At 70.1% G+C, this 21,527-nt stretch carries 17 protein-coding genes; 11 read left to right on the plus strand and 6 right to left on the minus strand.

The genetic code is table 11. The annotated features are described in order from the left end of the window. The first annotated feature begins 131 nt into the window (after positions 1-131). Positions 132-1,463 (plus strand): sigma 54-interacting transcriptional regulator, encoded by a 1,332-nt coding sequence (locus Q664_RS49805; protein ID WP_200883888.1) that lies wholly within the window; start codon positions 132-134, stop codon positions 1,461-1,463. A 226-nt stretch (positions 1,464-1,689) separates the two neighbouring features. Next, positions 1,690-3,489 carry a M4 family metallopeptidase gene (locus Q664_RS49810; RefSeq protein ID WP_043414136.1) on the plus strand — a complete coding sequence of 600 codons (1,800 nt, stop codon included), beginning with the start codon at positions 1,690-1,692 and terminating at the stop codon, positions 3,487-3,489. 45 nt (positions 3,490-3,534) lie between these two features. Here the strand turns inward: Q664_RS49810 and Q664_RS49815 are convergent, their stop codons facing one another. After that, positions 3,535-4,365: a glycosyltransferase family 2 protein gene (locus Q664_RS49815; RefSeq protein WP_043414138.1), complete on the minus strand. Its 831-nt coding sequence runs from the start codon at positions 4,363-4,365 to the stop codon at positions 3,535-3,537. A 144-nt stretch (positions 4,366-4,509) separates the two neighbouring features. On the opposite strand from Q664_RS49815, the gene Q664_RS49820 reads away from it, so the two are divergent. After that, a complete protein-coding gene (locus Q664_RS49820; RefSeq protein WP_043414140.1) occupies positions 4,510-5,766 on the plus strand; it encodes a macrolide family glycosyltransferase in 1,257 nt (418 codons plus the stop codon). Here the strand turns inward: Q664_RS49820 and Q664_RS49825 are convergent. Further along, positions 5,751-8,216: a glycoside hydrolase family 3 C-terminal domain-containing protein gene (locus Q664_RS49825; RefSeq protein ID WP_043414506.1), complete on the minus strand. Its 2,466-nt coding sequence runs from the start codon at positions 8,214-8,216 to the stop codon at positions 5,751-5,753. The two genes, Q664_RS49820 and Q664_RS49825, sit on opposite strands and share 16 nt — an antisense overlap. A gap of 148 nt (positions 8,217-8,364) precedes the next feature. Between Q664_RS49825 and Q664_RS49830 the strand changes: the two genes are divergently transcribed. From Q664_RS49830 to Q664_RS49855, 6 genes are all read left to right on the plus strand, one after another. Further along, entirely contained in the window at positions 8,365-8,928 is a 564-nt protein-coding gene (locus tag Q664_RS49830; RefSeq protein WP_084611001.1) for a DUF2378 family protein, read from the plus strand. A gap of 33 nt (positions 8,929-8,961) precedes the next feature. Further along, positions 8,962-10,524 (plus strand): DEAD/DEAH box helicase, encoded by a 1,563-nt coding sequence (locus Q664_RS49835; RefSeq protein WP_043414145.1) that lies wholly within the window; start codon positions 8,962-8,964, stop codon positions 10,522-10,524. Positions 10,525-10,591: 67 nt separating this feature from the next. Then, the gene (locus Q664_RS53880; protein WP_052519697.1) at positions 10,592-12,514 is read left to right on the plus strand and encodes a two-component system sensor histidine kinase NtrB; all 1,923 of its coding nucleotides are present in this window, start codon (positions 10,592-10,594) and stop codon (positions 12,512-12,514) included. Positions 12,515-12,721: 207 nt separating this feature from the next. Further along, entirely contained in the window at positions 12,722-12,997 is a 276-nt protein-coding gene (locus Q664_RS49845; protein WP_043414148.1) for a hypothetical protein, read from the plus strand. A gap of 6 nt (positions 12,998-13,003) precedes the next feature. Further along, positions 13,004-13,528 carry a GNAT family N-acetyltransferase gene (locus Q664_RS49850; RefSeq protein ID WP_043414149.1) on the plus strand — a complete coding sequence of 175 codons (525 nt, stop codon included), beginning with the start codon at positions 13,004-13,006 and terminating at the stop codon, positions 13,526-13,528. A gap of 106 nt (positions 13,529-13,634) precedes the next feature. Then, positions 13,635-15,155, plus strand: coding sequence for a peptidase M3 (locus Q664_RS49855; protein WP_043414152.1), 1,521 nt, complete (start codon positions 13,635-13,637; stop codon positions 15,153-15,155). 29 nt (positions 15,156-15,184) lie between these two features. On the opposite strand, the gene Q664_RS49860 is transcribed toward Q664_RS49855, so the two are convergent. Beyond that, on the minus strand, positions 15,185-15,514 hold the full coding sequence (locus Q664_RS49860) for a hypothetical protein (RefSeq protein WP_043414156.1): 330 nt from the start codon (positions 15,512-15,514) through the stop codon (positions 15,185-15,187). Between the two features lie 161 nt (positions 15,515-15,675). Then, entirely contained in the window at positions 15,676-16,719 is a 1,044-nt protein-coding gene (locus tag Q664_RS49865; protein ID WP_043414157.1) for a hypothetical protein, read from the minus strand. A 102-nt stretch (positions 16,720-16,821) separates the two neighbouring features. Between Q664_RS49865 and Q664_RS49870 the strand changes: the two genes are divergently transcribed. Continuing rightward, positions 16,822-17,706: a DUF2058 family protein gene (locus Q664_RS49870; protein ID WP_043414161.1), complete on the plus strand. Its 885-nt coding sequence runs from the start codon at positions 16,822-16,824 to the stop codon at positions 17,704-17,706. A 118-nt stretch (positions 17,707-17,824) separates the two neighbouring features. On the opposite strand, the gene Q664_RS49875 is transcribed toward Q664_RS49870, so the two are convergent. Together Q664_RS49875 and Q664_RS49880 are read right to left on the minus strand one after the other, a co-directional pair. Next, a complete protein-coding gene (locus tag Q664_RS49875) occupies positions 17,825-19,270 on the minus strand; it encodes a M20 family metallopeptidase (RefSeq protein ID WP_052519698.1) in 1,446 nt (481 codons plus the stop codon). A 203-nt stretch (positions 19,271-19,473) separates the two neighbouring features. Continuing rightward, the gene (locus Q664_RS49880) at positions 19,474-20,652 is read right to left on the minus strand and encodes an acyl-CoA dehydrogenase family protein (RefSeq protein ID WP_043414164.1); all 1,179 of its coding nucleotides are present in this window, start codon (positions 20,650-20,652) and stop codon (positions 19,474-19,476) included. Between the two features lie 85 nt (positions 20,653-20,737). On the opposite strand from Q664_RS49880, the gene Q664_RS49885 reads away from it, so the two are divergent. Beyond that, the gene (locus tag Q664_RS49885; RefSeq protein WP_043414515.1) at positions 20,738-21,499 is read left to right on the plus strand and encodes an SDR family NAD(P)-dependent oxidoreductase; all 762 of its coding nucleotides are present in this window, start codon (positions 20,738-20,740) and stop codon (positions 21,497-21,499) included. The last annotated feature ends 28 nt before the right edge of the window (positions 21,500-21,527 follow it).

Genomic DNA, 21,527 nt, shown 5'->3' on the forward strand with positions numbered 1-21,527 from the left:
ACCCTCACCCCGGCCCTCTCCCCAGAGGGAGAGGGGAGCGTCGAGGGAGCGTCGATGACAAGCGGTGTCACGAGGACGTAGAGCGTGATAGCGTCCACCCCGTGGCTGCGTCGCATGAAGATGAAGAGACCATGGGCGCGACAGTGCCCCTCCACCGTGCCGGTCCAGCACAGCTGCGGCTGAAGCTGCTGGTCATCTCCGGCCCGGATGCGGGGCGCAGTTATTCGCTCGAGCACGGCGAGTACACGGTGGGCAAGGCCCCCACGTGTGACATCGCCCTGAATGACAAGACCATCTCGCGGCAGCACCTGAAGTTGCAGGTGCACCAGGAGCACGTGCTCGCGGTGGACCTGGAATCGCGCAACGGCTCCTTCTGCGAGGGGCTGCGCTTCTCCCAGTTGGAGCTGCGCGCGGGCAGCGTCGTCACCCTGGGCACCACCGAGCTCAAGGTGGTGCCGGAGGACACGCGGGAGCGCTCGCTGCTGCTCTCCGCGCGCGAGAGCTTCGGCGCCCTGGTGGGCAGCAGCCGCAGGATGCGCGAGGTCTTCACCCTGCTGGAGCGCATGGCGCCCGGCGGCTCGGACGTGCTCATCCAGGGCGAGACGGGCACCGGCAAGGAGCTGTGCGCCGAGGCCCTCCACCAGGAGAGCAAGCGCGGCAAGGGGCCCTTCATCATCGTGGACCTGGCGGGCATCGCCCCCTCGCTCATCGAGTCGGAGCTCTTCGGCCACGTGAAGGGCGCCTTCACCGGCGCGCAGTCCGACCGGGCCGGAGCCTTCGAGCGGGCCAGTGGCGGCACCGTCTTCCTCGACGAGGTGGGCGAGCTGCCGTTAGACCTGCAGCCGAGACTGCTGCGCGTGCTGGAGCGCCGGCAGGTGAAGCGGGTGGGCGCCAACGACTACCGCACGGTGGACATGCGGGTGGTGGCGGCGACGCACGTGGACCTGGAGGGCGCGGTGAAGGCGGGCAAGTTCCGCCGGGACTTGTTCCACCGGCTCGCCGTGCTGCGCGTCACCCTGCCCCCGCTGCGCGAGCGGCCCGAGGACATCCCCCTGCTCGTCGACACCGTGCTCGGACGGATGGGCAAGCCGCCCAGCGCGCTGTCCGCGCAGACGCGGGCCCTGCTCACCCAGTACCCGTGGCCCGGCAACGTGCGCGAGCTGCGCAACGTGGTGGAGCAGGTGGTGAACCTGGGCGAGGAGGCGCTCCCGGAGATGCCTCCACTGCCCGGCGGCGAGGGAGGCCCGGGCGCACCCCGCACCGCCACCGCCGAGATGGAGCTGCCCTTCAAGGAGGCCAAGGAGCGCCTCATCGAAGGCTTCGAGCGCGACTACCTCAAGGGCCTCATCGAGCGCTGCGAGGGCAACATCTCCCGCGCCTCGCGCGAGGCCGGCATCGACCGCGTCTACCTGCGCAAGCTGCTGCGCAAGCACGGGCTCGAGGACCGCGACGGCGGCGCGTGAAGTGCGGTGACGTGAGGTGGTGATGACTGCTGTCACCATTCCGTGACAGCAGTCACCAGGGGAAGACCGGTGCGGCGTGGTGACGGATGTCACCATCCCCGGTGGGAGCCCCGTGGGCAGTGCGTGTGAATTCAAGGGCTTGGGGTTCGTGGAGCCATGACGCGACGCGTGGCACACAACCTGCTCTGCACTGCGCACAAGACCCACTCAAAGAAAGACTCCCGCCATGCAGATCTCCAACCGCACCCAGAAGGCCTCCGTCGCCACCCCGTCCAGCACCCTCGCCTCCCGCGAGCTCCCGGTGAGCTCGCCGACGAGCCAGGCCCGTAACGTCACGGGCTTCGAGTCGGCCTCGAGCTTCGCGCCCACCAGCAAGCGCACCGCGGTGGCCCTCACCGCGCAGCAGGCCGCCCCCACCCCGGGCCCCCTGGCGCTCAACAGCCCGCGGGCGCAGACCGCCATCCAGAAGTCGCTCGACTTCCTCCAGCAGCAGACGGGCTCGCTGGCCCGCGGCGTGGCGCCCGGCGCCGGCATCTCCCAGGCCGTCACGCCCCGCTCCGTCGAGCGCGACGCGCTGGGCATGACGCACGTGCGCCTGGACCGCACGCACGAGGGCGTGAAGGTCTTCGGCGAGCAGCTCGTCAGCCACCTGGACGCGCAGGGCAAGGTGTCGGGCCTCACGGGCAACGTCTCCACCATCCCCGCGGGCCTGGGCTCGCAGCCGGTGAAGCTGACGGCCGATGACGCGCTGGCCCTCGCGCGGAAGGACTTCGCGGGCCGGACGGACCGCGCGCCCACCGCCGAGCGCGTCGTCTTCCAGGGCAAGGACGGCAACTACCACTCGGCCTTCCACGTGGAGCTCACGCACACCAAGGGCCTCCAGGGCGACGAGCGCCCCCGGCGGATGAACTACCTGGTGGACGCCAACAGCGGCGAGATGCTCACGAGCTTCAACCAGATGGGCGGCATCGAGCTGCCCCAGGCCCGCGCGGGCGGCTCCACGGCTGGCGCCACGCCGACGACCCCGGCCCCCGTGCCCGGCAAGCCCGTGACGGGCAAGGCGGATGACACCAGCCTCTACAGCGGCAAGGTGGAGCTCTCCACGACGAAGAACGCGGACGGCACCTTCAGCCTGGAGGACGCGAGCCGCGGCAAGGGCGTGGTGACGCTGGACGCGCAGAACAAGGAGCAGGCCAGCAGGCCGGTGAAGATCACCGACAAGAACGACGTGTGGGGCGAGTCGACGGACCCGACGCGCAACCGCGCCGCGGTGGACGCGCACTACGGCGCGCAGATGACGTACGACTTCATGAAGGACGTGCTCGGCCGCGACTCGCTGGACGGCAAGGGCGAGAAGCTGGTGTCCAACGTGCACATCAGCAACAACTTCGTGAACGCGTACTGGGACGGCACGCAGATGAACTACGGCGATGGCGACGGGAAGACGGCCGGCCCCCTCACCACGCTGGACATCGCGGGGCATGAGATCGCCCACGGCCTCACCGAGCGCACCGCGGGCCTCATCTACGAGGGCGAGTCCGGCGGCCTCAACGAGGCGATGAGCGACATCATCGGCTCGGGCGTGGAGTGGTACGCGTCGCGGAAGAACAAGGCCGTCGAGTTCGACTGGAAGGTGGGCGAGGACGCGTGGACGCCGGCCAACGGCAACGGGGACGCGCTGCGCTACATGGATGACCCGACGAAGGACGGGTACTCCGTGGACAACTACAAGAACTACCCGAAGCAGACCGAGGTCCACGGCTCCAGCGGCATCGCCAACAACGCCTTCTACCTGCTGGCCAACGGCGGGAAGAACCGCACCTCCGGCCTCGAGGTGAAGGACGGCATCGGGATGGAGAAGGGCCTGAAGGTCTTCTCTCGCGCCCTCGAGCACTACATGACGCCCCGGACCACCTTCGCCCAGGCCCGCCAGGCCACGGTGCAGGCCGCCACGGACCTCTACGGCGCCAACTCGGCCGAAGTGAAGAAGGTCCAGGAGAGCTGGACCGCCGTGGGCGTGAGCTGAGCAGCGGATGACGTGGAGTTGATCCGCCTGTAACCCGACGTTCCGCTACGGGGCCCGGGTACGCTCCTCGCGCACGAGGGCGAACACCTCCCCGTAGCGGCCCTCGTCGAAGGCCTTCCGCAGCTCGGGGAAACCGCCCTGCCGCAGCACGCGGAGGTGGCGGTACTTGGCGGAGTGGTAGTTGGACACGGCCCAGGCCAACCGCAACGCGTCCAGCCCTCCACGCCAGAGCGCACCGTGCATCAGGCAGTCGCGGATCAGGTGTGCGGGGCGCTGGAGGGCGGCGGGCTTGAGCCGCCTGCCTTCCGCGAAGGCGCGCACGGCCCAGAGCAGGGCATAACGCTCCTCCTTCTCCGCGCGCCCCTCGAGCGAGGTGGCGAAGCGATGATCGATGGGAGCGTGCAGGCGGGGAGCGCGCATCCGAGGCAGTGCCTCGTGGACGATCATCTCCGGGCGCCAGATGGCGGCGTCCCGGCGGACCAGGCGCGCACGCCAGTGGGTGCGGTAACGGAAGCGGTGCCCATTGATTTCAGCCCAGTCGCGGCACGGCAGGCGGTAGGCGGGTTCCGCCGGGTGGGAGTCGCGCCAGGCCCGGATGACGGACAGGGCCTCTGGCGCCAGGCGCTCATCCGAGTCGAGATAGAGGACGTAGTCACAGGGGCCCAACGCCTCCATGGCGGCGGCCCGTGCGGCACCGTAGCCACGCCAGGAATGGGAGACGGAACGAGCGCCCATGCTCCGCGCGAGCTCCACCGAGCCATCCGTGGACCGCGAGTCCAGGGCCACGACCTCGTCGCAGACGGCGCTCAGACTCTCCAGGCACGCGCCGAGCGTGTCGCGGTTGTTTCCGTGGATGACGTAGCCACCAAGCTTCATGGGTCCGGTCTCCTACATCCCACAACCTCCAACAGCAACCGCTGGCGTTCCCTCACGTCTCGATGTCGTGCATGAAGGGGTGACGAATTCGCGATCCCCCATCAACGCCACCCGGCGAAGCCGCCCGGTGTGCGGGAGTTCCCCATGAAATTCCTCTTCTTTCCCATGCAGGCCCATGGCCACGTCAACCCGATGCTCCCGCTCCTCCGGGAGCTGGTCTCCCGGGGGGACGAGGTCGTCGTCTACGTGACGCGCGAGTTCGAGGCGGCCATCCGCAACACCGGCGCTTCTCCCCGGTTGCTCGATGACTCGCTCGCCATTCCCTCGAGCGTCGCGGGCCTGCCAGGGGTAGGGAGCTCGGGCGTCGAGATGAAGAAGGTCATGCCGGCCCTGATGGGCCTCATGCGCCGGAGCCTGCGCGAGACCCCCCGGCTGTTGGAGCAGGCCCGGGAGGAACGGGCCGACTGCGTCGTCTATGATCCAATGGCCGTCTGGGGCCGCGCCGCTGGCAAGATGCTGGGGCTGCCCGCGGCCATCTTCCAGACGAGCTTCGGGCTGAGCCACTCCCCCACGATCCAGAACGCGCTGCGCGCGAACATGAAGGGCCTTCCGCCCCCGAGCGCCCTGCTGGCCATCGGCCGGCTGCTGCTGACGTCCGAGTTGATGCACTGGCGCCACGGCATGCCGCGCTTCAGCCCCAGGTCGGCGTTCACCACCGTCGAGGATCTGAACATCCTCCCCGTCCCCCGGAAGTACCAGCCGGATGCCGGGAACTTCGACGAGCGCTTCCTCTTCGTGGGCCCCTCGGTGCTGCCGCGCAACGACCGGGGAGACTTCCCGCTGGAGCGGCTCGAGGGCAAGCCCGTGCTGCTCGTCTCGCTGGGCACCACACCCATGAACATGCGGCCCGACTTCTACAAGGCCTGCTTCGAGGCCTTCCGCGACACCCGCTGGCTGGTGGTGATGGCCTGCGGCAAGAGCCTGGACCCGGCCACGCTCGGCCCCGCGCCGTCCAACGTCCTCGTGCGCCAGCATGTGCCCCAGCTCGAGGTGCTCGAGCGGGCCCGCGTCTTCCTCACCCATGGCGGCATGAACTCCACCATGGAGGGCCTCTGGCACGGCGTGCCGCTGGCCGTCTTCCCCCAGTTCGCGGATCAGCCGCTCAATGCCTCGCTCGTGACCGGGCTCGGGCTGGGGCTCACCCTCTCGCCCCAGGACGCGCTGGATCCGAAGGCACTGCGTGAAGCCATCGAGCGGCTCGACACGGACCCGGGCTACCGCTCGCGCCTCGCGGAGTTCCAGAAGGAGCTCCGGGAAGCGGGAGGCCCCCGGCGCGCGGCGGATGCACTGCACCAGTTCGCCGCCGCACGCCGAGGAGGCTCGCCTCAGAAGGCGGCCTGAGCCGTCTCCAGGGACCCGACCCAGTCCCGCTGGAGGGAGAAGGCGGCGCGGGCGTGGATGTCTCGCGAGGAGCTCCCGGCGAGCACCTCGAAGCGGCCCGCCTCGGCGACCCACGCGGCCCTCGCGTCATCGAAGTACGCGAGCGCCCGCATCCCGAGCGTCAGGGTGACGCTCTTCGTCTCGCCGGGCGCCAGGGCGACCTTGAGGAAGCCCTTCAGCTCCTTCTCGGGGCGCGGGAGGCTCGCCTTCTCGTCGCGCACGTAGAGCTGCACGACCTCCTGCCCCGCGCGCGGCCCGGTGTTCGTCACGTCGAGCGTCACCGTCAGCGTACCGCCCGGCGCGAGGGACTCGGCGCTCAGGCGGAGGTTCCCGTACGCGAACGTCGTATAGGAGAGGCCGAAGCCGAACGGGAACAGCGGGGCGAGGTCCTTCGTGTCGTGGTGGCGGTAGCCGACGAAGATGCCCTCGCCGTAGCGCACCCGGCCCTGGCCGCCGGGGTAGTTGCCATGGGCGGCGTTGTCCTCGAGCCGCACGGGGAAGGTCTGCGGGAGCCGTCCCGAGGGCTCGGCGTCTCCGAAGAGAACATCCGCGATGGCGTTGCCAGCCTCTTGACCGGGGTACCAGGCCTGCAAGACACCCGCGACCGCGTCCAACCACGGCAGGGCGACGGGCGCGCCCGTCTGCAGCACCACGATGGTATTGGGATTGGCGCTCGCCACCCGGGAGACCAGCTCGTTCTGGCGGCCCACCAGGTCCATGTGGGGACGATCCACGGCTTCCGTGTCCCACTCCCCGTTGTGGCCGACGAACACCAGGGCCACGTCGGAGTCCGCGGCGAGCCGCACGGCGCGCTCGAGGTGCTCGTCGCCCAGGGGCCGGGTGATCCCCACGCGCACGGCCCGCATCCCCTCCGCCGGGGTGGCGTATTCGATGGTCACGTCATACGCACGGCCGGCCTGGAGCTCGAGCGTCCCGATGACTTCGTCGCTGCCGCTACCGAAATAGGTGTCGCCGGGCTTCCACGCGCTCCAGTTGTCCACGACGAGCCGCCCGTCCACGAACAGGCGGCTGAGGCCGGCGCTGACCAGGCCGAAGTGGTGCACGCCGTCCTCCTCCGGCGTGAAGCGCATGGAGAGGCGCGCGGAGAAGCTGTCGGCGCTGACGCCCGGTGCGGGCGCGTCGGACCAGATCACCTCCGTCTGGGGCAGGCTGGCGCCCGGTACCCCTGCCCCCGACAAGCCTCGGTTGTTGAAGTACTCGGCGGTGAGCGTCTGCGCGAGCGGAGGCAGCAGCTTGTGATTCGCGCAGCCAACCTCGTACCCGAGCTCGACGCTCCCGCCGAGCCGGGCCTGGATGCCCTCATAGGGGGTGATGCGGTAGTGGGCGTTCACCTGCGCGCTGCCGCCTCCCATGATCTGCGCGCTCCTGGCGTTCGGGCCGATGAGGGCGACCTTCTTCAGCCGCTTCGGGTCGAGCGGCAGCACGCCCTTGTTCTCGAGCAGCACCGTGCCTTCCGCGCCGGCCCGGCGGATGAGGGCGCGGTGCTCGGGCCGGTCGATGGCCTGCTCCTCCACGGGCGCGGGATGCTCGAAGGCGCCGACGCGGCCGAGGAGGCGCAGCACGCGCCGGGCGCTGTCCCGGATGGCCTCCGTGCCCACCTGTCCCGCGCGGACGGCCTCGAGCAGCTTCTGGCCGCGGAACTTCGCCGGGCCGGGCATCTCCAGGTCGAGGCCCGCGTTCATGGACTCCACGGTGGTGTGCGTGGCGAACCAGTCGGACATCAACACGCCGTCGAAGCCCCACTCGCGCTTGAGGATGTCCGTGAGCAGACGCCTGTGCTCGCTGGCGAACGTGCCGTTCAGCTTGTTGTAGGAGCACATGACGGCCCAGGTGCCCGCCTCCTTCACGGCCGCCTCGAAGGGAACGAGGTAGAGCTCGCGGAGCGTGCGCTCGTCGATGTCGGAGCTGATGGACATGCGCTCGAACTCCGACTCGTTGCCCACGTAGTGCTTGACGGTGGCGCCCACGCCCTGGCTCTGCACGCCCTGGATGTACGCGACGCAGAGCCGGGCGGACAGGAAGGGATCCTCGGAGTAGCACTCGAAGTTGCGGCCGTTCTGGGTGGAGCGGTGCAGGTTGACGGTGGGCGCGAGCAGCACCTGGGCGCCCTTGGATTGCGCCTCCTGGCCGAGCGCCTGGCCCACCTGCGTGACGAGCGCGGTGTTCCAGGTGGACGCGAGGGAGATGGCCACGGGGAAGGAGGCGGCCTTCACGCCGCCCACGAGGCTGCCGGCACCGCGTGCGCCGTTGGGGCCGTCACTGACCTTGAGGGAGGGAATGCCGAGCCGCTCCACGGGAACGGTCGTCCAGAAGGTGGCTCCGGCCAACAGGGAAACCTGCTCCTCGAGGCTCATGTCGTTCAGGAGCGTGTCGATGCGCTGCTCGTTCATGGTGGGCGGAGAGTACACGCCCGAGGGCCCGGGCCACACCGCGGTGCGTCAGCGCCTGCGCGTGAGCACGAGGAGTCTCCCGGTGGTTTTCGAGCCCACGCCTGTGCCAGTCTCTCGTGCCGGGTGAAAGCCGCTCACGAGGTGATTCATGCCCGCCACCGCCGCCGCTTCACAGCAACCCGCCCCCCGGCGGATGCGTTACGCCCCCCTGGAGGGCCTGTTGCGCAGCCTGGAGATCCAGGAGCGCTCCGCCGAGATGAAGGAGATCATCCGGTTGAGCGGTGGGACCGACTATGCCCCGTCGGAGATCGCGGTGGAGCACTTCGCCGAGGTGCTCCACTACCTGGCGCGTACCCGCTTCGCCTCCCTGCACCCGTCCGAGGGGCTCTTCCGCGTGGGCGCGTGCCTCTTCGAGGGCTACCGCAAGACGCTGCTGGGGCAGATTCAACTGGCCGCGCTGCACCTGCTCGGGCCGGACCGGCTGATGCGCAAGGCTCCCGAGTTCGTGGGCCGCAGCAGCAACTTCGGCACGCGCACGGTGGAGCAGCTCGGGCCCAACCACTACCGGATGGACTTCCGGGGCGTCCCCCTGCCCGGCGACTACTACAACGGCATCCTCCATGCCGCCCTGCGCGCCACGGGCGTGAGCTCGCCCCAGAGCACCTGGGAGCAGGTGGGCCCCGAGGACATGACGTTCGACGTGCGCTGGTAGCCCCGCGCGCCCGGGCGTGATAGCCCCCGGTGTGTGAGCAACTCCTTCAAGACCCTCGGCCTCTCTCCTGAGACACTCGGTGCGGTGCGGCGCGCCCGCTTCACCGCTCCCACCCCCATCCAGGCCCAGGCCATTCCCCCGGCGCTCGCCGGGCGCGACGTCATCGGCTGCGCGGCCACCGGCACGGGCAAGACGGCCGCCTACCTGCTGCCCCTCATCGAGCGCCTGGCCGGTGAGCCCGGCCCCACCGGGCTGGTGCTCGCCCCCACGCGCGAGCTGGTGCAGCAGATCGCCCAGGAGGCCTCCTTCTTCGGCGAGCCGCGCGGTGTCACCCAGGCGGTGGTCATCGGCGGCACGGACATGAGTGCCCAGGTGGAGGCGCTGCGCCAGAAGCCCACCCTGGTGCTCGCCACCCCAGGCCGGCTGGCGGACCTCCTCCAGGCGGGCGCGGTCAACCTCTCCGCGGTGCGCACGCTGGTGCTGGACGAGGCGGACCGGATGCTGGAGATGGGCTTCCTGCCCGAGCTCCAGCGGATCCTCGCCGCCCTGCCCCGTGAGCGTCAGACGCTCCTCTTCTCCGCCACGCTCGGCCACAACGTGACGCTCTTCGCGCAGGAGCTGCTGCGCCGGCCCGTCCGGGTGGAGGTCACCCCCAGTGGCACGCCCGCCGCGCGCGCCGTACAGCGGATGTACGAGGTGGAGGCGGACGAGAAGTACCCGCTGCTGCTCACCCTGCTCGAGAGGGATCAACTCAGCGCGCTCGTCTTCACCCGCACCCGGGAGCGCGCCGAGAAGGTGCAGGAGGTCCTCAAGCGCTCGGGCCACAAGTCCGCCCTCATCCACTCGGACCGGACGCAGGGGCAGCGCCGCCAGGCGCTCGAGGGCTTCCGGCGGGGGCAGTACCGCTGCCTGGTGGCCACCGACATCGCCTCGCGCGGGCTGGACGTGGAGGACGTGGGCCACGTCATCAACTTCGACCTGCCCCACTCGCCCGAGGACTACGTGCACCGCATCGGCCGCACGGCGCGGGCGGGTGCGAGCGGGCGGGCCTCCACCTTCGTCACCGAGCGGGACGAGGAGACGGTGCGTGCCATCGAGCGCATCATCCGCATGCCGGTGCCGCGCGCCGAGGTGCCGCGCAAGGACCCCGCCTTCCTCCAGGAGCGGGAGACGTTCCGGGCCGAGCAGGGGGACGTGGATGACTTGATGAAGCTCGAGGACCGCCCCCGTCCCCGTGCGCCGGGGAGGGCTCGCGAGGCGCGTGGAGCGGGCCCCCGGCGTGAGGGCCCGGAGCGCCGGGGTGGAGACTCCCGCCGTGCGGCCCCGGGCCGGAGCCCGGCGCCTCGCCCTGGGAGCGAGGAGGAGGGCGCCCGTCGGGCGAAGCCCACGCGCCGCGTGGACGGCGCATTCGGCCGTGACATGGCACGGAAAGCGAAGGATGGGCGGGGGCGGACCGCGGGCAAGGGCAAGGGAAAGAGCGGCCCGCGTGGCGCCGGGCGCCCTGGAGGCAAGGCGGGAGGCCGTCAGGAAGGAGCGCGGCGTGGGCCGGGCCCCTCCCCGCGGGGCCGTGGCGGCGGAGGACGAAGGAGCCGCTAGACGGAGGGGCCGCTAGAATGTGACCTCGAGCCGGCGAGGGACTTCCTTCTCACGGCTCTTCGCAGCCATGGCGCTCCTTTCCTCTCCCGAGACCAGCCAGGAAGTCCCCCTCCCCCCGGAGATCCGGGCCAAGGCCTCCGTGGGCCCCGTGAGGACCCCGCGGATCCTTCGCTGGCTGGACTTCTTCCTCTCGGAGACCCTGCGCAACGCGCCTCCCGAGGAGCTCGTCCGTCACCGGGTGCTCGTGGCCGCCGCGTGCTTCATGCTCATGCTCGCCATGCTGTACCTGGCGATCACACTGTTCACGCCCTACTCCCCCCTCCCCGGCATCGCGGGCGTGCTGTACCTGGCCATCCTGGTGGCGGCGCGCAAGGCCCGGACGCTCGTGGTCCCCGCGGTCATCATGCTGGTGACCCTCACGATTGGCTTCCTGGGCGGCACCTTCTCGAACAAGACCAACCTCGAAGGGGGCGTGCATGCCACCAACATGCTGCTCCCCGCCTTCGCCGTGTACCTGCTGGGGCCTCGCCGGGCACTGCCCTTCGTCCTCTTCCTCGTTGTCATCATGGACGTGGTCCACCCGCTCTACGTCCTGCGGCACGCCGACAGCTCCGATCCGTCCTTCTCGCTGGCACGGTTCTGGGTCCGGCACGGCATGGCGGGCATCGCCTTCCTGGGCATCTGGGGCATCAGCGCGTTGCACAGCACCGCCCGGGACGCGGCCCACCACTCGCTCGAGCGGGCCTTGAAGAAGCTGCGAGCCAGCGAGCTCAAGCTGAGCGGCATCATCGAGAGCACCGACGACATCGTGGTCGCGCTGGATCCCGAGGGGCGCCTGCTCGTGGCCAACTCGGCCATGGAGCGCTTCTACCGGTTGCTGGTCGGCAAGGAGCTCGAGCTGGGGCAGACGCTCTTCCGGTACTCGAAGCCGGAGCGCGTCCAGCTCTGGAGGAGCCGCCTCGCCCTGGTGCGCGAGGGCCAGCGCCTGCGCTACGAGGAGGCGTACGAGGCCGGAGGCTCCCGCGTCGTGCTGGACATCAGCATGCACCCCATCTTCGGAGAGACCGGCCGGACCGTGGGGGTGACGCTCTTCGCCCGCGACGTCACCCAGCGCAAGGAGGCCGAGACGCGGCTGGGAGAGATGCACCGCACCCTGGTGGATGTGTCGCGCCAGACGGGTATGGCCGAGGTGGCCACCGGCGTGCTCCACAACGTGGGCAACACGCTCAACAGCGTCAACATCTCCACCACGCTCGTCACGGACCGGCTGCGCCGCTCCCGCGTCACGGGCCTGGCCAAGGCCGTCGGCCTGCTGCGCGACAACCTCCCGGAGCTCCCCACCTTCCTCACCCGCGACTCGCAGGGCAAGCAGTTGCCGCCCTACCTCATCGCGGTGTCCGACGAGCTGGTGGAGGAGCGGGAGAGCATGCTCAAGGAGATGCAGGCGCTCGCCCAGAGCGTCGAGCACATCAAGTCCATCGTCAGCATGCAGCAGAAGCACGCGCGCTCGGCGGGGGCGGTGGAGCAGGTGGACGTGCCGCAGCTCATCGACGAGGCGCTGCGCCTGCACGCCGTCTCCTTCGAGCGGCTGGCCATCCGCATCGTGCGGGACTACGCGGATGTGCCCCTCATCTTCGTGGATCGGCACAAGCTGCTGCAGATCCTCATCAACCTGCTGAGCAACGCGCGCCACGCGCTGGTGGACAGCGAGCAGGAGGACAAGTGCCTGCGCATCCGCGTCGAGCGCTCGGACGACGGAGAGCGGCTGCGCATCGACGTGACGGACAACGGGGTGGGCATCGCGCCGGAGAACGTGGCGAGGCTGTTCACCCAGGGCTTCACCACCAAGAAGACGGGGCACGGCTTCGGCCTGCACATCAGCGCCCTGGCCGCCGAGGAGATGAAGGGGAAGCTGTCCTGTACCAGCCCCGGGCCCGGCCAGGGCGCCACCTTCACGCTCGAGCTGCCCGTGAAGGGCGAGACCGCCTAGGGCCCTCCGGACGAAGCGTGGACGGCCGTCGCCCACGGGAGACGGCCGGGACCTGGCTCCCCGCGGGGACCGCACCTGGCCATGGCCTTGCAGAGACCACGTCCGTCGCTCGCCTGCTGACCAGGAAACCCCGGCCGGAGGAGACCTCCGGCCCCGGACTTGTGACAGGCCCCACTCCGTTCTACGTTTTCGTAGAGAGGTACCGCCATGGCCGAGACCCAGATTTCCGCGTATGTCTCCGAGACCACCAAGGAGCTCGTCGAGCGTTACGTGGAAGCACATGGGATGAAGAAGGGCCGCCTCATCGAGGAGGCGCTCCTGCACCACCTCCAGGCCCTCCGCGAGCTGCCGGCGGACCTGATCATCCCGCCTCGAATCGTGGTGGAGCAGAAGACCTTCGAGCGCGTCGCGGCCCTGACCCGGCGCCCACGCAAACCCACGAAGGCGCTCCGCGCACTGATGGATGGCAAGAAGCCGCGCTAGCTTCCCGTGGCCATCGACATCCGCAGGCTGCTCCAGGAAGACGACCGCTCGGATTTCCGCTCGGGCAACGTCGACCTCGACCGGTTCTTCCAGCGTTACGCCGGACAGAACCAATTCCGCCATCACATCGGCACGACGTATGTCGCGCTCGAGAACGGAACGATCGCCGGCTTCGTGACCGTCACGCCTTCTGAAATCACCGTGGCGGAGCTCCCCGTGCCGCGGCGCAGGAAGTTGCCGCAATACCCGCTTCCCGTGCTCCGTCTGGCGCGGCTCGCCGTCGATGAACGGGCGCGAGGGCGAGGCATCGGCAGCACGCTGCTGCGCGCCGTCTTCGTGCTCGCCCACCGCATGGCGGACGAGTTCGGTTGCCTCGGCGTCGTCGTCGACGCGAAGCCAGAAGCCGTCCCGTTCTACGAGAAGCTCGGGTTCATCGACCTCGAAGCCAGGGCCGGCCATCTCGGCGACAGGCCCGAACCAAGACCGATGTTTCTCGAGCTGGGGGCCATACCCAAGCCGTCCGCATCGTGAAGCCCCGCCCGCCAGCCCTTTCCCGGAGGGAGAGGGTCCAGCGCGGCACGCTCCACCGACTCGGCTCTTTTCCCCCGTGGCCGAAGTGTCTACCGTCCGCCTCCCCATGGACCGCCCCCTTCCTGCCCTGCGCGCGAGCCTGGACGATTTCCTCGCCGAGCTGGCCACCCTCCAGTACCGCCACGCCGCCGGCTTCGCCCAGGATCTCCCCCTCCGCGAGCTCTACGAACACTCGCCCGAAATCGCCTCCCCCGAGGCCTTCGCCGCCGTCACCGAGTCCGTCCCCAAGGCCCAGGCCAAGGGCGACTCGCTCGGCGTGCGCCGCCTCCGGCTGCTGCGCGACTTCATCGCCACCCAGATAGAAGAAGCCCTCGCCGCCCCCGCCGCCCAGGCCCTCGCCCAACTCGAGGCCCGCTCCCGTCTCTCCGTGGACGACCAGACCCTCTCCCTCGGCGAGGCGCTCGGCCAGCTCCCGCATGAGCCCGAGCGCGGCCGGCGCGCCCTGCTCGAGAGCGCCACCGGCGGCTTCCTCTGGGACAACAAGGGCCGCTACGGCGAGCGCCGCGAGGCCGCCTTCCGCGTCACCGAGCAGCTCCGCGCCCCCAGCTACACCGCCCTGCGCGCGGACGTCTCCGGCATCAAGCTCGAGCCCCTCGTCGAGGCCGCCGAGCAGACGCTGCGCCTCACCGAGGACGCCTACCGAGACGTGCTCGCCTACGTCCTCAAGAAGGTGGAGCCCACGCTGCGTCCCCTGCCCTCGGGCCACGCGCGCCGGCATGATTTGCAGGCCGCCACCCAGGTGTCCTGGCTCGGCGGCTTCTTCCGGCGCGAGGACACGTTGCCCGCCGTCGTCCGCTGGCTCGGCGAGTGGGGCTTCCACCCGTCCGCCGAGGGCCGCATCCGCCTGGATGACGAGGAGCGTCCCGGCAAGGCCTCCCGTCCCTTCACCGTCTCGGTGCGCGTGCCCGGCGAGGTGCGCCTCGTCCTTCAGCGCCGCGCGGGCCTCGATGCCCTGGGCAGCCTCCTGCACGAGTATGGCCACGCGCTGCACCACGCCCATGTGTCCGACCAGTTGCCGCTGGAGCTGCGCCGGCTGGGGGACGCCTCGGTGACGGAGGCCTTCGCCACCCTCTTCGAGCGGCTCCTCACCGACGAGGAATGGCTCAAGCGCTACCTGCGCCAGCCCTCGGCCACCGCGCGCGACGCCTCGCGCATGGCCGCCTTCCAGGCCCTCACCGTCCTGCGCCGGCACTGCGCGAAGCTGCCCTACGAGCTGTCCCTGTACGAGCACGGCCCCTCGCCCGAGCGGGCCGAGGAGTACGCGGATGCCCAGCGGCGCGCGCTCTTCGTCGAGGCACACCCGGGCTTCTTCCTCTTCGACGTGGACCCCCAGCTCTACGTGACGCGCTACCTGCGCGCCTGGGCCCTGGAGACGCGGCTCACCGCGCACCTCACCGGGCGTTTCAACGAGGACTGGTGGCGCAACCCCACCGCCGGCCGTTGGCTCCAGGGCCTCTTCGCCCGGGGCGGTACCGACGACGCCGAGGCGCTCGCCCAGGAGATTTCGGGAAAAGAGCTGACGCTCCCCGAGGCGGGAACCCGCCTCGTGGCTCTGCTCGACCGATGAGCGCCGTCCCCTGGCGGGGTGCCGGGGGACTACTTCTTCTTGCGCAACGCGCGGACGATCTTGTCCTTCGTCGCGTTGGTGCCGGTGGCCGCGGCCTTGGGCTTGCTCGCCGAGCGCGCCTGGCCCGTGCGCTCGCGCATGGCCTTCATCAGCTGCATCTCGATGAGGAGCAGCTCGTCACCCAGCTGCTCGTTGTTGCCCGCGGCACGGGGAAGCGGCGCGCTCTTGCTGGGGGCACCGGCACCGTGCCGGAGCCGCAGCACCTTCTCCTCCTCGGCCGTCAGGGTCTGCGTCTTCTCCAACGCGGCCTTGACCTCCTTGGACGTCACCGTCGTGCTACTGCCGACCTTGCGCTCCATCTCCGCTCCCTTGCAGTGGGCACCTGAACATCCGCTCATGTCGGACGCGTCCGGTGCGCAACCGTCGAGGATTCTAGAGATCGCAAGAGGAGGGTCAAATTTTCTTCCAACAGGCCGCTGCCTCCCTGTAGCGGCCTGACTCCCGCGCAACACCTGCCAGGTCAGTTGCCCTCTTCGTCCGCGGGCTCGTCCGCGGGCTGGGCGGCCCCTGCTCCCGGAGTGGTGCCCTCGGGCTTGTTGCGAGGGATGCCGAAGCGGTCCAGCGCGTCCGCGATGCCCTGCGGCTTGTCCGCGTCCGGCAGGAAGTTCTCCGGCGGCTGCAACTTCGGGTCCTGGCCGATTTCACTCAGCGCGGACTCGAGCACCATGCGCAGCTCGGCGGCGCCCCCGGCGTCATTGGCGGGCACGGTGATGCGCCCATCCAGGCGCGTCTTGAGGACGACGGAGGTCTCCGCGTCCACCAGCACCTCGCCCGTCAGCGACTTGGGCGTGCGGTTCTCGAAGAAGGCCAGGCGGCGCTTGGTGGTGTCATCCCGGCCGCCCTTGGGCTCGGAGAGCGCGGGCAGCACGGCCCGTGTGGTGCCCGTGTTGCCTTCTGGACCCAACGTCACGTTGTAGCGCCACGCGGTGCGGCCCTCGTGGGTGACGGTGCCCTGCGGGGACAGCAGCATCCGGCCCCGGAAGAGCGCGTCCAGGTCGCGGATGGCGGCGGTGAGCTCGGTGCGGGTGCGCTCGGCCATGCCGCGGTCGCGCAGACGCTGGCGGAAGGTGCCGTAGCGGTTGCGGGCGTACACCTTGCCCCCCACGCGCATCACCTCCAGGCCCTGGTCCCGGCTGTTCTCCAGCACACCGTGGAAATCTCCGCTCACACCACCCGGGCCGGCGCGGAAGGTGCGCGTCTCCGTCAGTTTGGTGGGGACGGTGCCCGGGGCGCCCGTCCACTCGTAGGTGACGGTGGCCTTGAAGGCGTGGGGTCCCAGACGCTCCGTCACCTCGGCGGCGTCCATGGAAAGGATGCGGCGGGCCACGCGGGGATTGTCCGCCACGTCCTCGGGCGGAAGCTTCTCGGCGGCCGAGGCCACCACCTTGGGCGGGTCCTCGGGCGAGAAGATGCGAGCCTTGGCCGCCTTGTCGACAGGGTCCTGGCAGGCCACGGTGGCGAGGGCCAGGGTGGCGGCGAGGGCGAACTTCGGGAAACGGGTCACGACTCCTCCGGCTCCATGCGGGGGTTGCCCAAATTACGGGGTGGGTGCTGGAGCGGCAAGGGACGGCTTGCGCGCGCCAATGTACGGGATAGAACGCCACCTATGCAGAACCTGCGTGACAAGCTCTTGAAGGCTGGCCTGGTCTCCGAGGACCAGGCCAAGAAGGCGGAGACCACCGCCCCGACCCGCCGTCCCGCCCCGTCGCAGGAGGCCCGGCGCGAGGGCCCTCCTGGCCGCCAGGAGAGGGAGCCTCGTGAGGACCGGGGGCGCGACGAGCGTCCGCCGCGCCGCGAGGGCCGTGAGGGTGGACGTCCTCCCCAGGCGGGTGGCCGTCCCCAGGGACAGGGTGGCCGTCCTCAGGGACAGGGTGGCCGGCCCCAGGGTGGCCCTCCCCGTGGCCCGGGTGGGCGCCCCCAGGGTGGACGTCCCCAGGGCGGGCGGCCGGGCGGTGAGCCGTCGGGCGGCATCGTCCCCAAGCTGCCCCCGCTGCCGGGCTCCAAGGCCGCCCAGCGGATGGAGTCCAAGAAGCAGGTGGAGCTGGACCGCAAGCTGCGCGAGCTGGTGCTCGGCGGCCAGGTGCCCGTGGACGTGGGCGCCACCGTCTTCTACTTCATGACGCGCAAGGGGAAGCTGCGCCGCCTGGAGCTGACCGAGACGCAGGCGAAGCAGCTCGAGGACGGCACGCTCGGCGTGGTGGAGCGTCCGGAGCCGGCGCAGATCGAGCACTCGCTGGTGCCCGCCGCGGTGGCCGAGCAGATGTACGCCATCTCGAAGAAGTCGGTGCGCTTCCTCAACCGCCAGGACTTGCCCATCGGCTTCATGAGCGATGACCAGGTGAAGGAGCAGCAGGCGGCGGAGGCTCGCGGCGACGCTCCGGTGGACGAGGGCGACGACGAAGTCACCGAGGGCGAGGAGTCCGCTCCCGCCGAGGCCGCCGCCGAGGGCACGCCGAGCCCCGAGGGTGGCTCCGAGCCCACGCCGTCCTGACCTCGCGTCCGGCCCACCGGGTGGTGACCATGTCATCACCGGGTGGGCTCCGATGAAGGCCCGGACACACGAAGGCCCTGGCCCGGAGAGGACCAGGGCCCGCGTGTGAAGGCAGTGCCTACCGGTTGAAGTGCGAGGCGATGACACTGGCCACGCAGCAGGTGAGCTTCTTGCCGGTGGGGATGTGGAGGTACTCGTTGGGCCCGTGGGCGTTGCTGTTGGGGCCGAGCACGCCGGTGATGAGGAACTGGGCCTCGGGGAAGCGCTTGCCGAGCATCTCCATGAACGGGATGGTGCCGCCCTCGCCCATGGCCATGAAGGGCTTGCCGAAGAAGGCGCGCGAGGCGTCGTGCGTGGCCTGCTCCAGCCACTTCTCGAGCGGCGGCGCGTCCCAGCCGGCGCTGGCCTTCTCACCCTCGAACGTCACCTTCGCGCCGTAGGGAGGATCCGCCTCCAGCGTCTGCTTGAGGGCCTGGATGGCCGCCTTGGGCTCCACCCGCGGAGGGATGCGCATGGACAGCTTCACCGCGGTGTAGGGGCGCAGCACGTTGCCCGCGCTGCCCAGGGCCGGCATGCCCTCCACGGCCGTGACGGAGAGCGCCGGGCGCCAGGTGCGGTTGAGGATCTGCTCGGCGCGGTCCACCGTCACCGGACGGGAGCCGGGCACCCAGGGGAACTTGGAGTACACCTCCTCGCCCAGCACCTCGGCCACGGCGGCGGCCTGCTCGCGGCGCGCCTGGGGGATGTGGACCTGGAGGCCGTCGATGCGGATGCGGCCCGTCTGCTCGTCCTCCACGCGCGAGAGGACCTGCCGCAAAATCCGGAACGACGAGGGCACGATGCCGCTCGCATCACCCGAGTGCACGCCCTCGCTGAGGATGTCCACGCGCAGGTTGCCGGAGATGAGCCCGCGCAGCGAGGTGGTCATCCACAGCTGCTCGTAGTTGGCGCAGCCGGAGTCCAGGCACACCACGAGCGACGCCTTGCCGATGCGCGGGGCGAGGTGCTCGATGTACGCGGGCAGGTCATAGCTGCCGCTCTCCTCGCAGGCCTCGATGAGCACCACGCAGCGCGAGTGCGGAATCCCCTGCTCCTTGAGCAGGCGGATGGCGGCGAGCGAGCCGAACGCCGAGTAGCCGTCATCGGCGCCACCGCGGCCGTAGAGCTTGTCGCCCTCGCGAACGGGCTCCCAGGGGGAGAGGCCCGCGCGCCAGCCGGTCATCTCGGGCTGCTTGTCCAGGTGGCCGTAGAGCACCACGGTGTCATCCCCGGTGCCGGGGATGTCCATGTAGATGACAGGGGTGCGCTCCTCGCCCTTCTCGTTCTTGAGCGTCACCACCTCCACCTTCAGCCCGGGGATGTGCTTCGCCTGGGACTCGCACCAGCCGGCGATGAGCTTCACCGCCTTGTCCATGTGCCCCTTCTTCGCCCAATCCGGCTCGAAGGCCGGGGACTTGTTGGGGATGCGGATGTACTCGTGCAGCCTGGGGAGGATCTCCTCCTCCCAGATGCGCTCGGACGAGTTGGCGGCGGTGGTGGGATTCAGCCGGGGGCTGGTGCTCATGCGAAATGGCTCCGGGTTCAAACGGAAGGCACTTCCATCTACACCACCCCGGGCAACAATGGGCGGACCTCGCCATGACGCAAGGCGGCACGGCAGGTAGGCCGCTCGCTTCCCAACCCTGGAAATCCTGTTCCCGGCCAGGGACAGGGCCGTACCCCCTCCGCAGGAGGGTGGCCCGCCGGGCGCCCACCCGGAGAGGAGTCTCAACCGAAGGCGTCGTAGCCGGTGATGGCCTTGCCGAGCACGAGGGTATGCACCTCGTGGGTGCCCTCGTAGGTGTAGACGCTCTCGAGGTTGAGCATGTGGCGGATGGGCGGCCAGGCATCGGTGATGCCATTGGCGCCATAGATGCCGCGGGCCACACGGGCGATCTCCAGGGCGGCCTTCACGTTGTTGCGCTTGGCGAGGCTCACCATGGCGGGGGTGACCTTGCCCTCGTCCTTGAGGCGCGCCAGGCGGAGGGAGAGGAGCTGCGCCTTGACGATCTCCTGGAGCATGTCCGCCAGCTTCTCCTGGGTGAGCTGGTAGGCGGCGATGGGCTTGTCGAACTGGCCACGGGAGAGGGAGTACTCGCGAGCGCCCTCGAAGCAGGCGATGGCGGCGCCGGTGACGGCGAAGGCGATGGTCATCCGCGCGTTGTTGAGACAGGACAGGGGACCGCGAAGACCGGTGACACCGGGCAGCATGTGGGAATCGGGCACGCGCACGTCCTGGAAGAACAGCTCACTGGTGGTGGAGGCGCGCATGGAGAACTTCCCGGGAATCTCACGGGCGGTGAAGCCGGGCATGCCCTTCTCCACGAGGAAGCCGCGGATGGACTCGGGGCCGCCCTCGTCCGTCTTGGCCCAGACGATGGCCACGTCGGCGATGGAGCCATTCGTAATCCACGTCTTGGAGCCATTGAGGACCCAGGAGTCGCCATCGCGGCGGGCGCGGGAGCGCATGCCGGCGGGATTGGAGCCGAAGTCGGCCTCGGTGAGACCGAAGCAGCCGATGAGCTCACCGCGAGCCATGGCGGGGAGGAAGCGCTGCTTCTGCTCCTCGGTGCCGTAGGCGTGGATGGGGAACATGCAGAGCGAGCCCTGCACGGAGGCGAAGGAGCGCAGCCCGGAGTCCCCGCGCTCGAGCTCCTGGAGGATGAGGCCGTAGCTGACGGTGTTCATGCCAGCACAGCCGTAACCCTGGAGGTTGGCGCCGAACACGCCCATCTCGCCGAGACGGGGCACGAGGTGGGAGGGGAAGGAGCCCTCGCGGAAGTGCTTTCCGATGATGGGGAGGACCTCGGAGTCGACGAAGCGGGCGACGGTATCGCGGGCGGCCTTTTCCTCTGGGGAGAGGAGATCGTCGATGCGGAAGAGATCGGTGATGTCCGCGCGAGACATGGGGGTCCTCCAGGAGGGGCGGGAGCTGGGGGGCTTGTATCACCGGGGGGACCCGGGGAACGAGGTCCGGGTATGGTCGGGAGCCATGACGACGACCCAGAAGACAGCGGTGGTGACGGGCGCGAGCCGGGGAATCGGCAAGGCGCTGGTGCAGGCGTACGTGAAGGAGGGCTACCAGGTGTGGGCGCTGGCGCGAGCGGCGGAGGCGCTGGAGGAGCTGGCGCGCGAATCGGGAGGGGCGGTGAAGCCGCTGGCGGTGGACGTGGCGGACGAGGCGGCGGTGCTGGCGGCGAGCAAGCGGATATTGGAAGGGGGGACGCCGCGGGTGCTGGTGAACAACGCGGGGATTTCGGTATCGGCGCCGCTGCACAAGACGACGACGCAGGATTTTCAGAAGGTGATGGCGGTGAACGTGATGGCGCCGTTCCTGTTCTGCCGGGAGTTGATACCGGCGATGGCGGCGGCGGGAGGGGGGCGGGTGATCAACATCGGGAGCATCACGGCGACACGGGGAGCGAAATACACGTCGGCGTACTGCGCCTCGAAACACGCGCTGCTGGGGCTGACGCGCTCGTTGGCGGTGGAGTGGGCACGCAAGAACGTGACGGTGAACATCGTGAATCCGGGCTGGACGGAGACGGACATGCTCACGAACGCGAAGGCGGCGATCTCGAAGAGCACGGGCCGGACGGAGCAGGAGGCGCACGCGGCATTGGCGGCCATGAACGCGTTGGGGCGGGTCATCCAGCCGGAGGAGGTGGCGGCGCTGTGCCTGTTCCTGAGCTCGGAGGCGGCGGCGAGCATCACGGGAGCGGCCTACAGCATCGACGGAGGAGAGGCGGGCTGAGCCAATCTCCCCTCTCCCGCCGGGAGAG

The sequence above is a fragment of the Archangium violaceum Cb vi76 genome (assembly GCF_000733295.1).
In the GTDB taxonomy this organism is placed as follows: Bacteria; Myxococcota; Myxococcia; order Myxococcales; family Myxococcaceae; genus Archangium; species Archangium violaceum.

Coding starts and splice junctions, on each gene's coding strand:
- Q664_RS49805 (WP_200883888.1), top strand. CDS start 132: ATGGGCGCGACAGTGCCCCTCCACCGTGCCGGTCCAGCACAGCTGCGG.
- Q664_RS49810 (WP_043414136.1), top strand. CDS start 1,690: ATGCAGATCTCCAACCGCACCCAGAAGGCCTCCGTCGCCACCCCGTCC.
- Q664_RS49815 (WP_043414138.1), bottom strand. CDS start 4,365: ATGAAGCTTGGTGGCTACGTCATCCACGGAAACAACCGCGACACGCTC.
- Q664_RS49820 (WP_043414140.1), top strand. CDS start 4,510: ATGAAATTCCTCTTCTTTCCCATGCAGGCCCATGGCCACGTCAACCCG.
- Q664_RS49825 (WP_043414506.1), bottom strand. CDS start 8,216: ATGAACGAGCAGCGCATCGACACGCTCCTGAACGACATGAGCCTCGAG.
- Q664_RS49830 (WP_084611001.1), top strand. CDS start 8,365: ATGCCCGCCACCGCCGCCGCTTCACAGCAACCCGCCCCCCGGCGGATG.
- Q664_RS53880 (WP_052519697.1), top strand. CDS start 10,592: ATGGCGCTCCTTTCCTCTCCCGAGACCAGCCAGGAAGTCCCCCTCCCC.
- Q664_RS49845 (WP_043414148.1), top strand. CDS start 12,722: ATGGCCGAGACCCAGATTTCCGCGTATGTCTCCGAGACCACCAAGGAG.
- Q664_RS49855 (WP_043414152.1), top strand. CDS start 13,635: ATGGACCGCCCCCTTCCTGCCCTGCGCGCGAGCCTGGACGATTTCCTC.
- Q664_RS49860 (WP_043414156.1), bottom strand. CDS start 15,514: ATGGAGCGCAAGGTCGGCAGTAGCACGACGGTGACGTCCAAGGAGGTC.
- Q664_RS49870 (WP_043414161.1), top strand. CDS start 16,822: ATGCAGAACCTGCGTGACAAGCTCTTGAAGGCTGGCCTGGTCTCCGAG.
- Q664_RS49875 (WP_052519698.1), bottom strand. CDS start 19,270: ATGAGCACCAGCCCCCGGCTGAATCCCACCACCGCCGCCAACTCGTCC.
- Q664_RS49880 (WP_043414164.1), bottom strand. CDS start 20,652: ATGTCTCGCGCGGACATCACCGATCTCTTCCGCATCGACGATCTCCTC.
- Q664_RS49885 (WP_043414515.1), top strand. CDS start 20,738: ATGACGACGACCCAGAAGACAGCGGTGGTGACGGGCGCGAGCCGGGGA.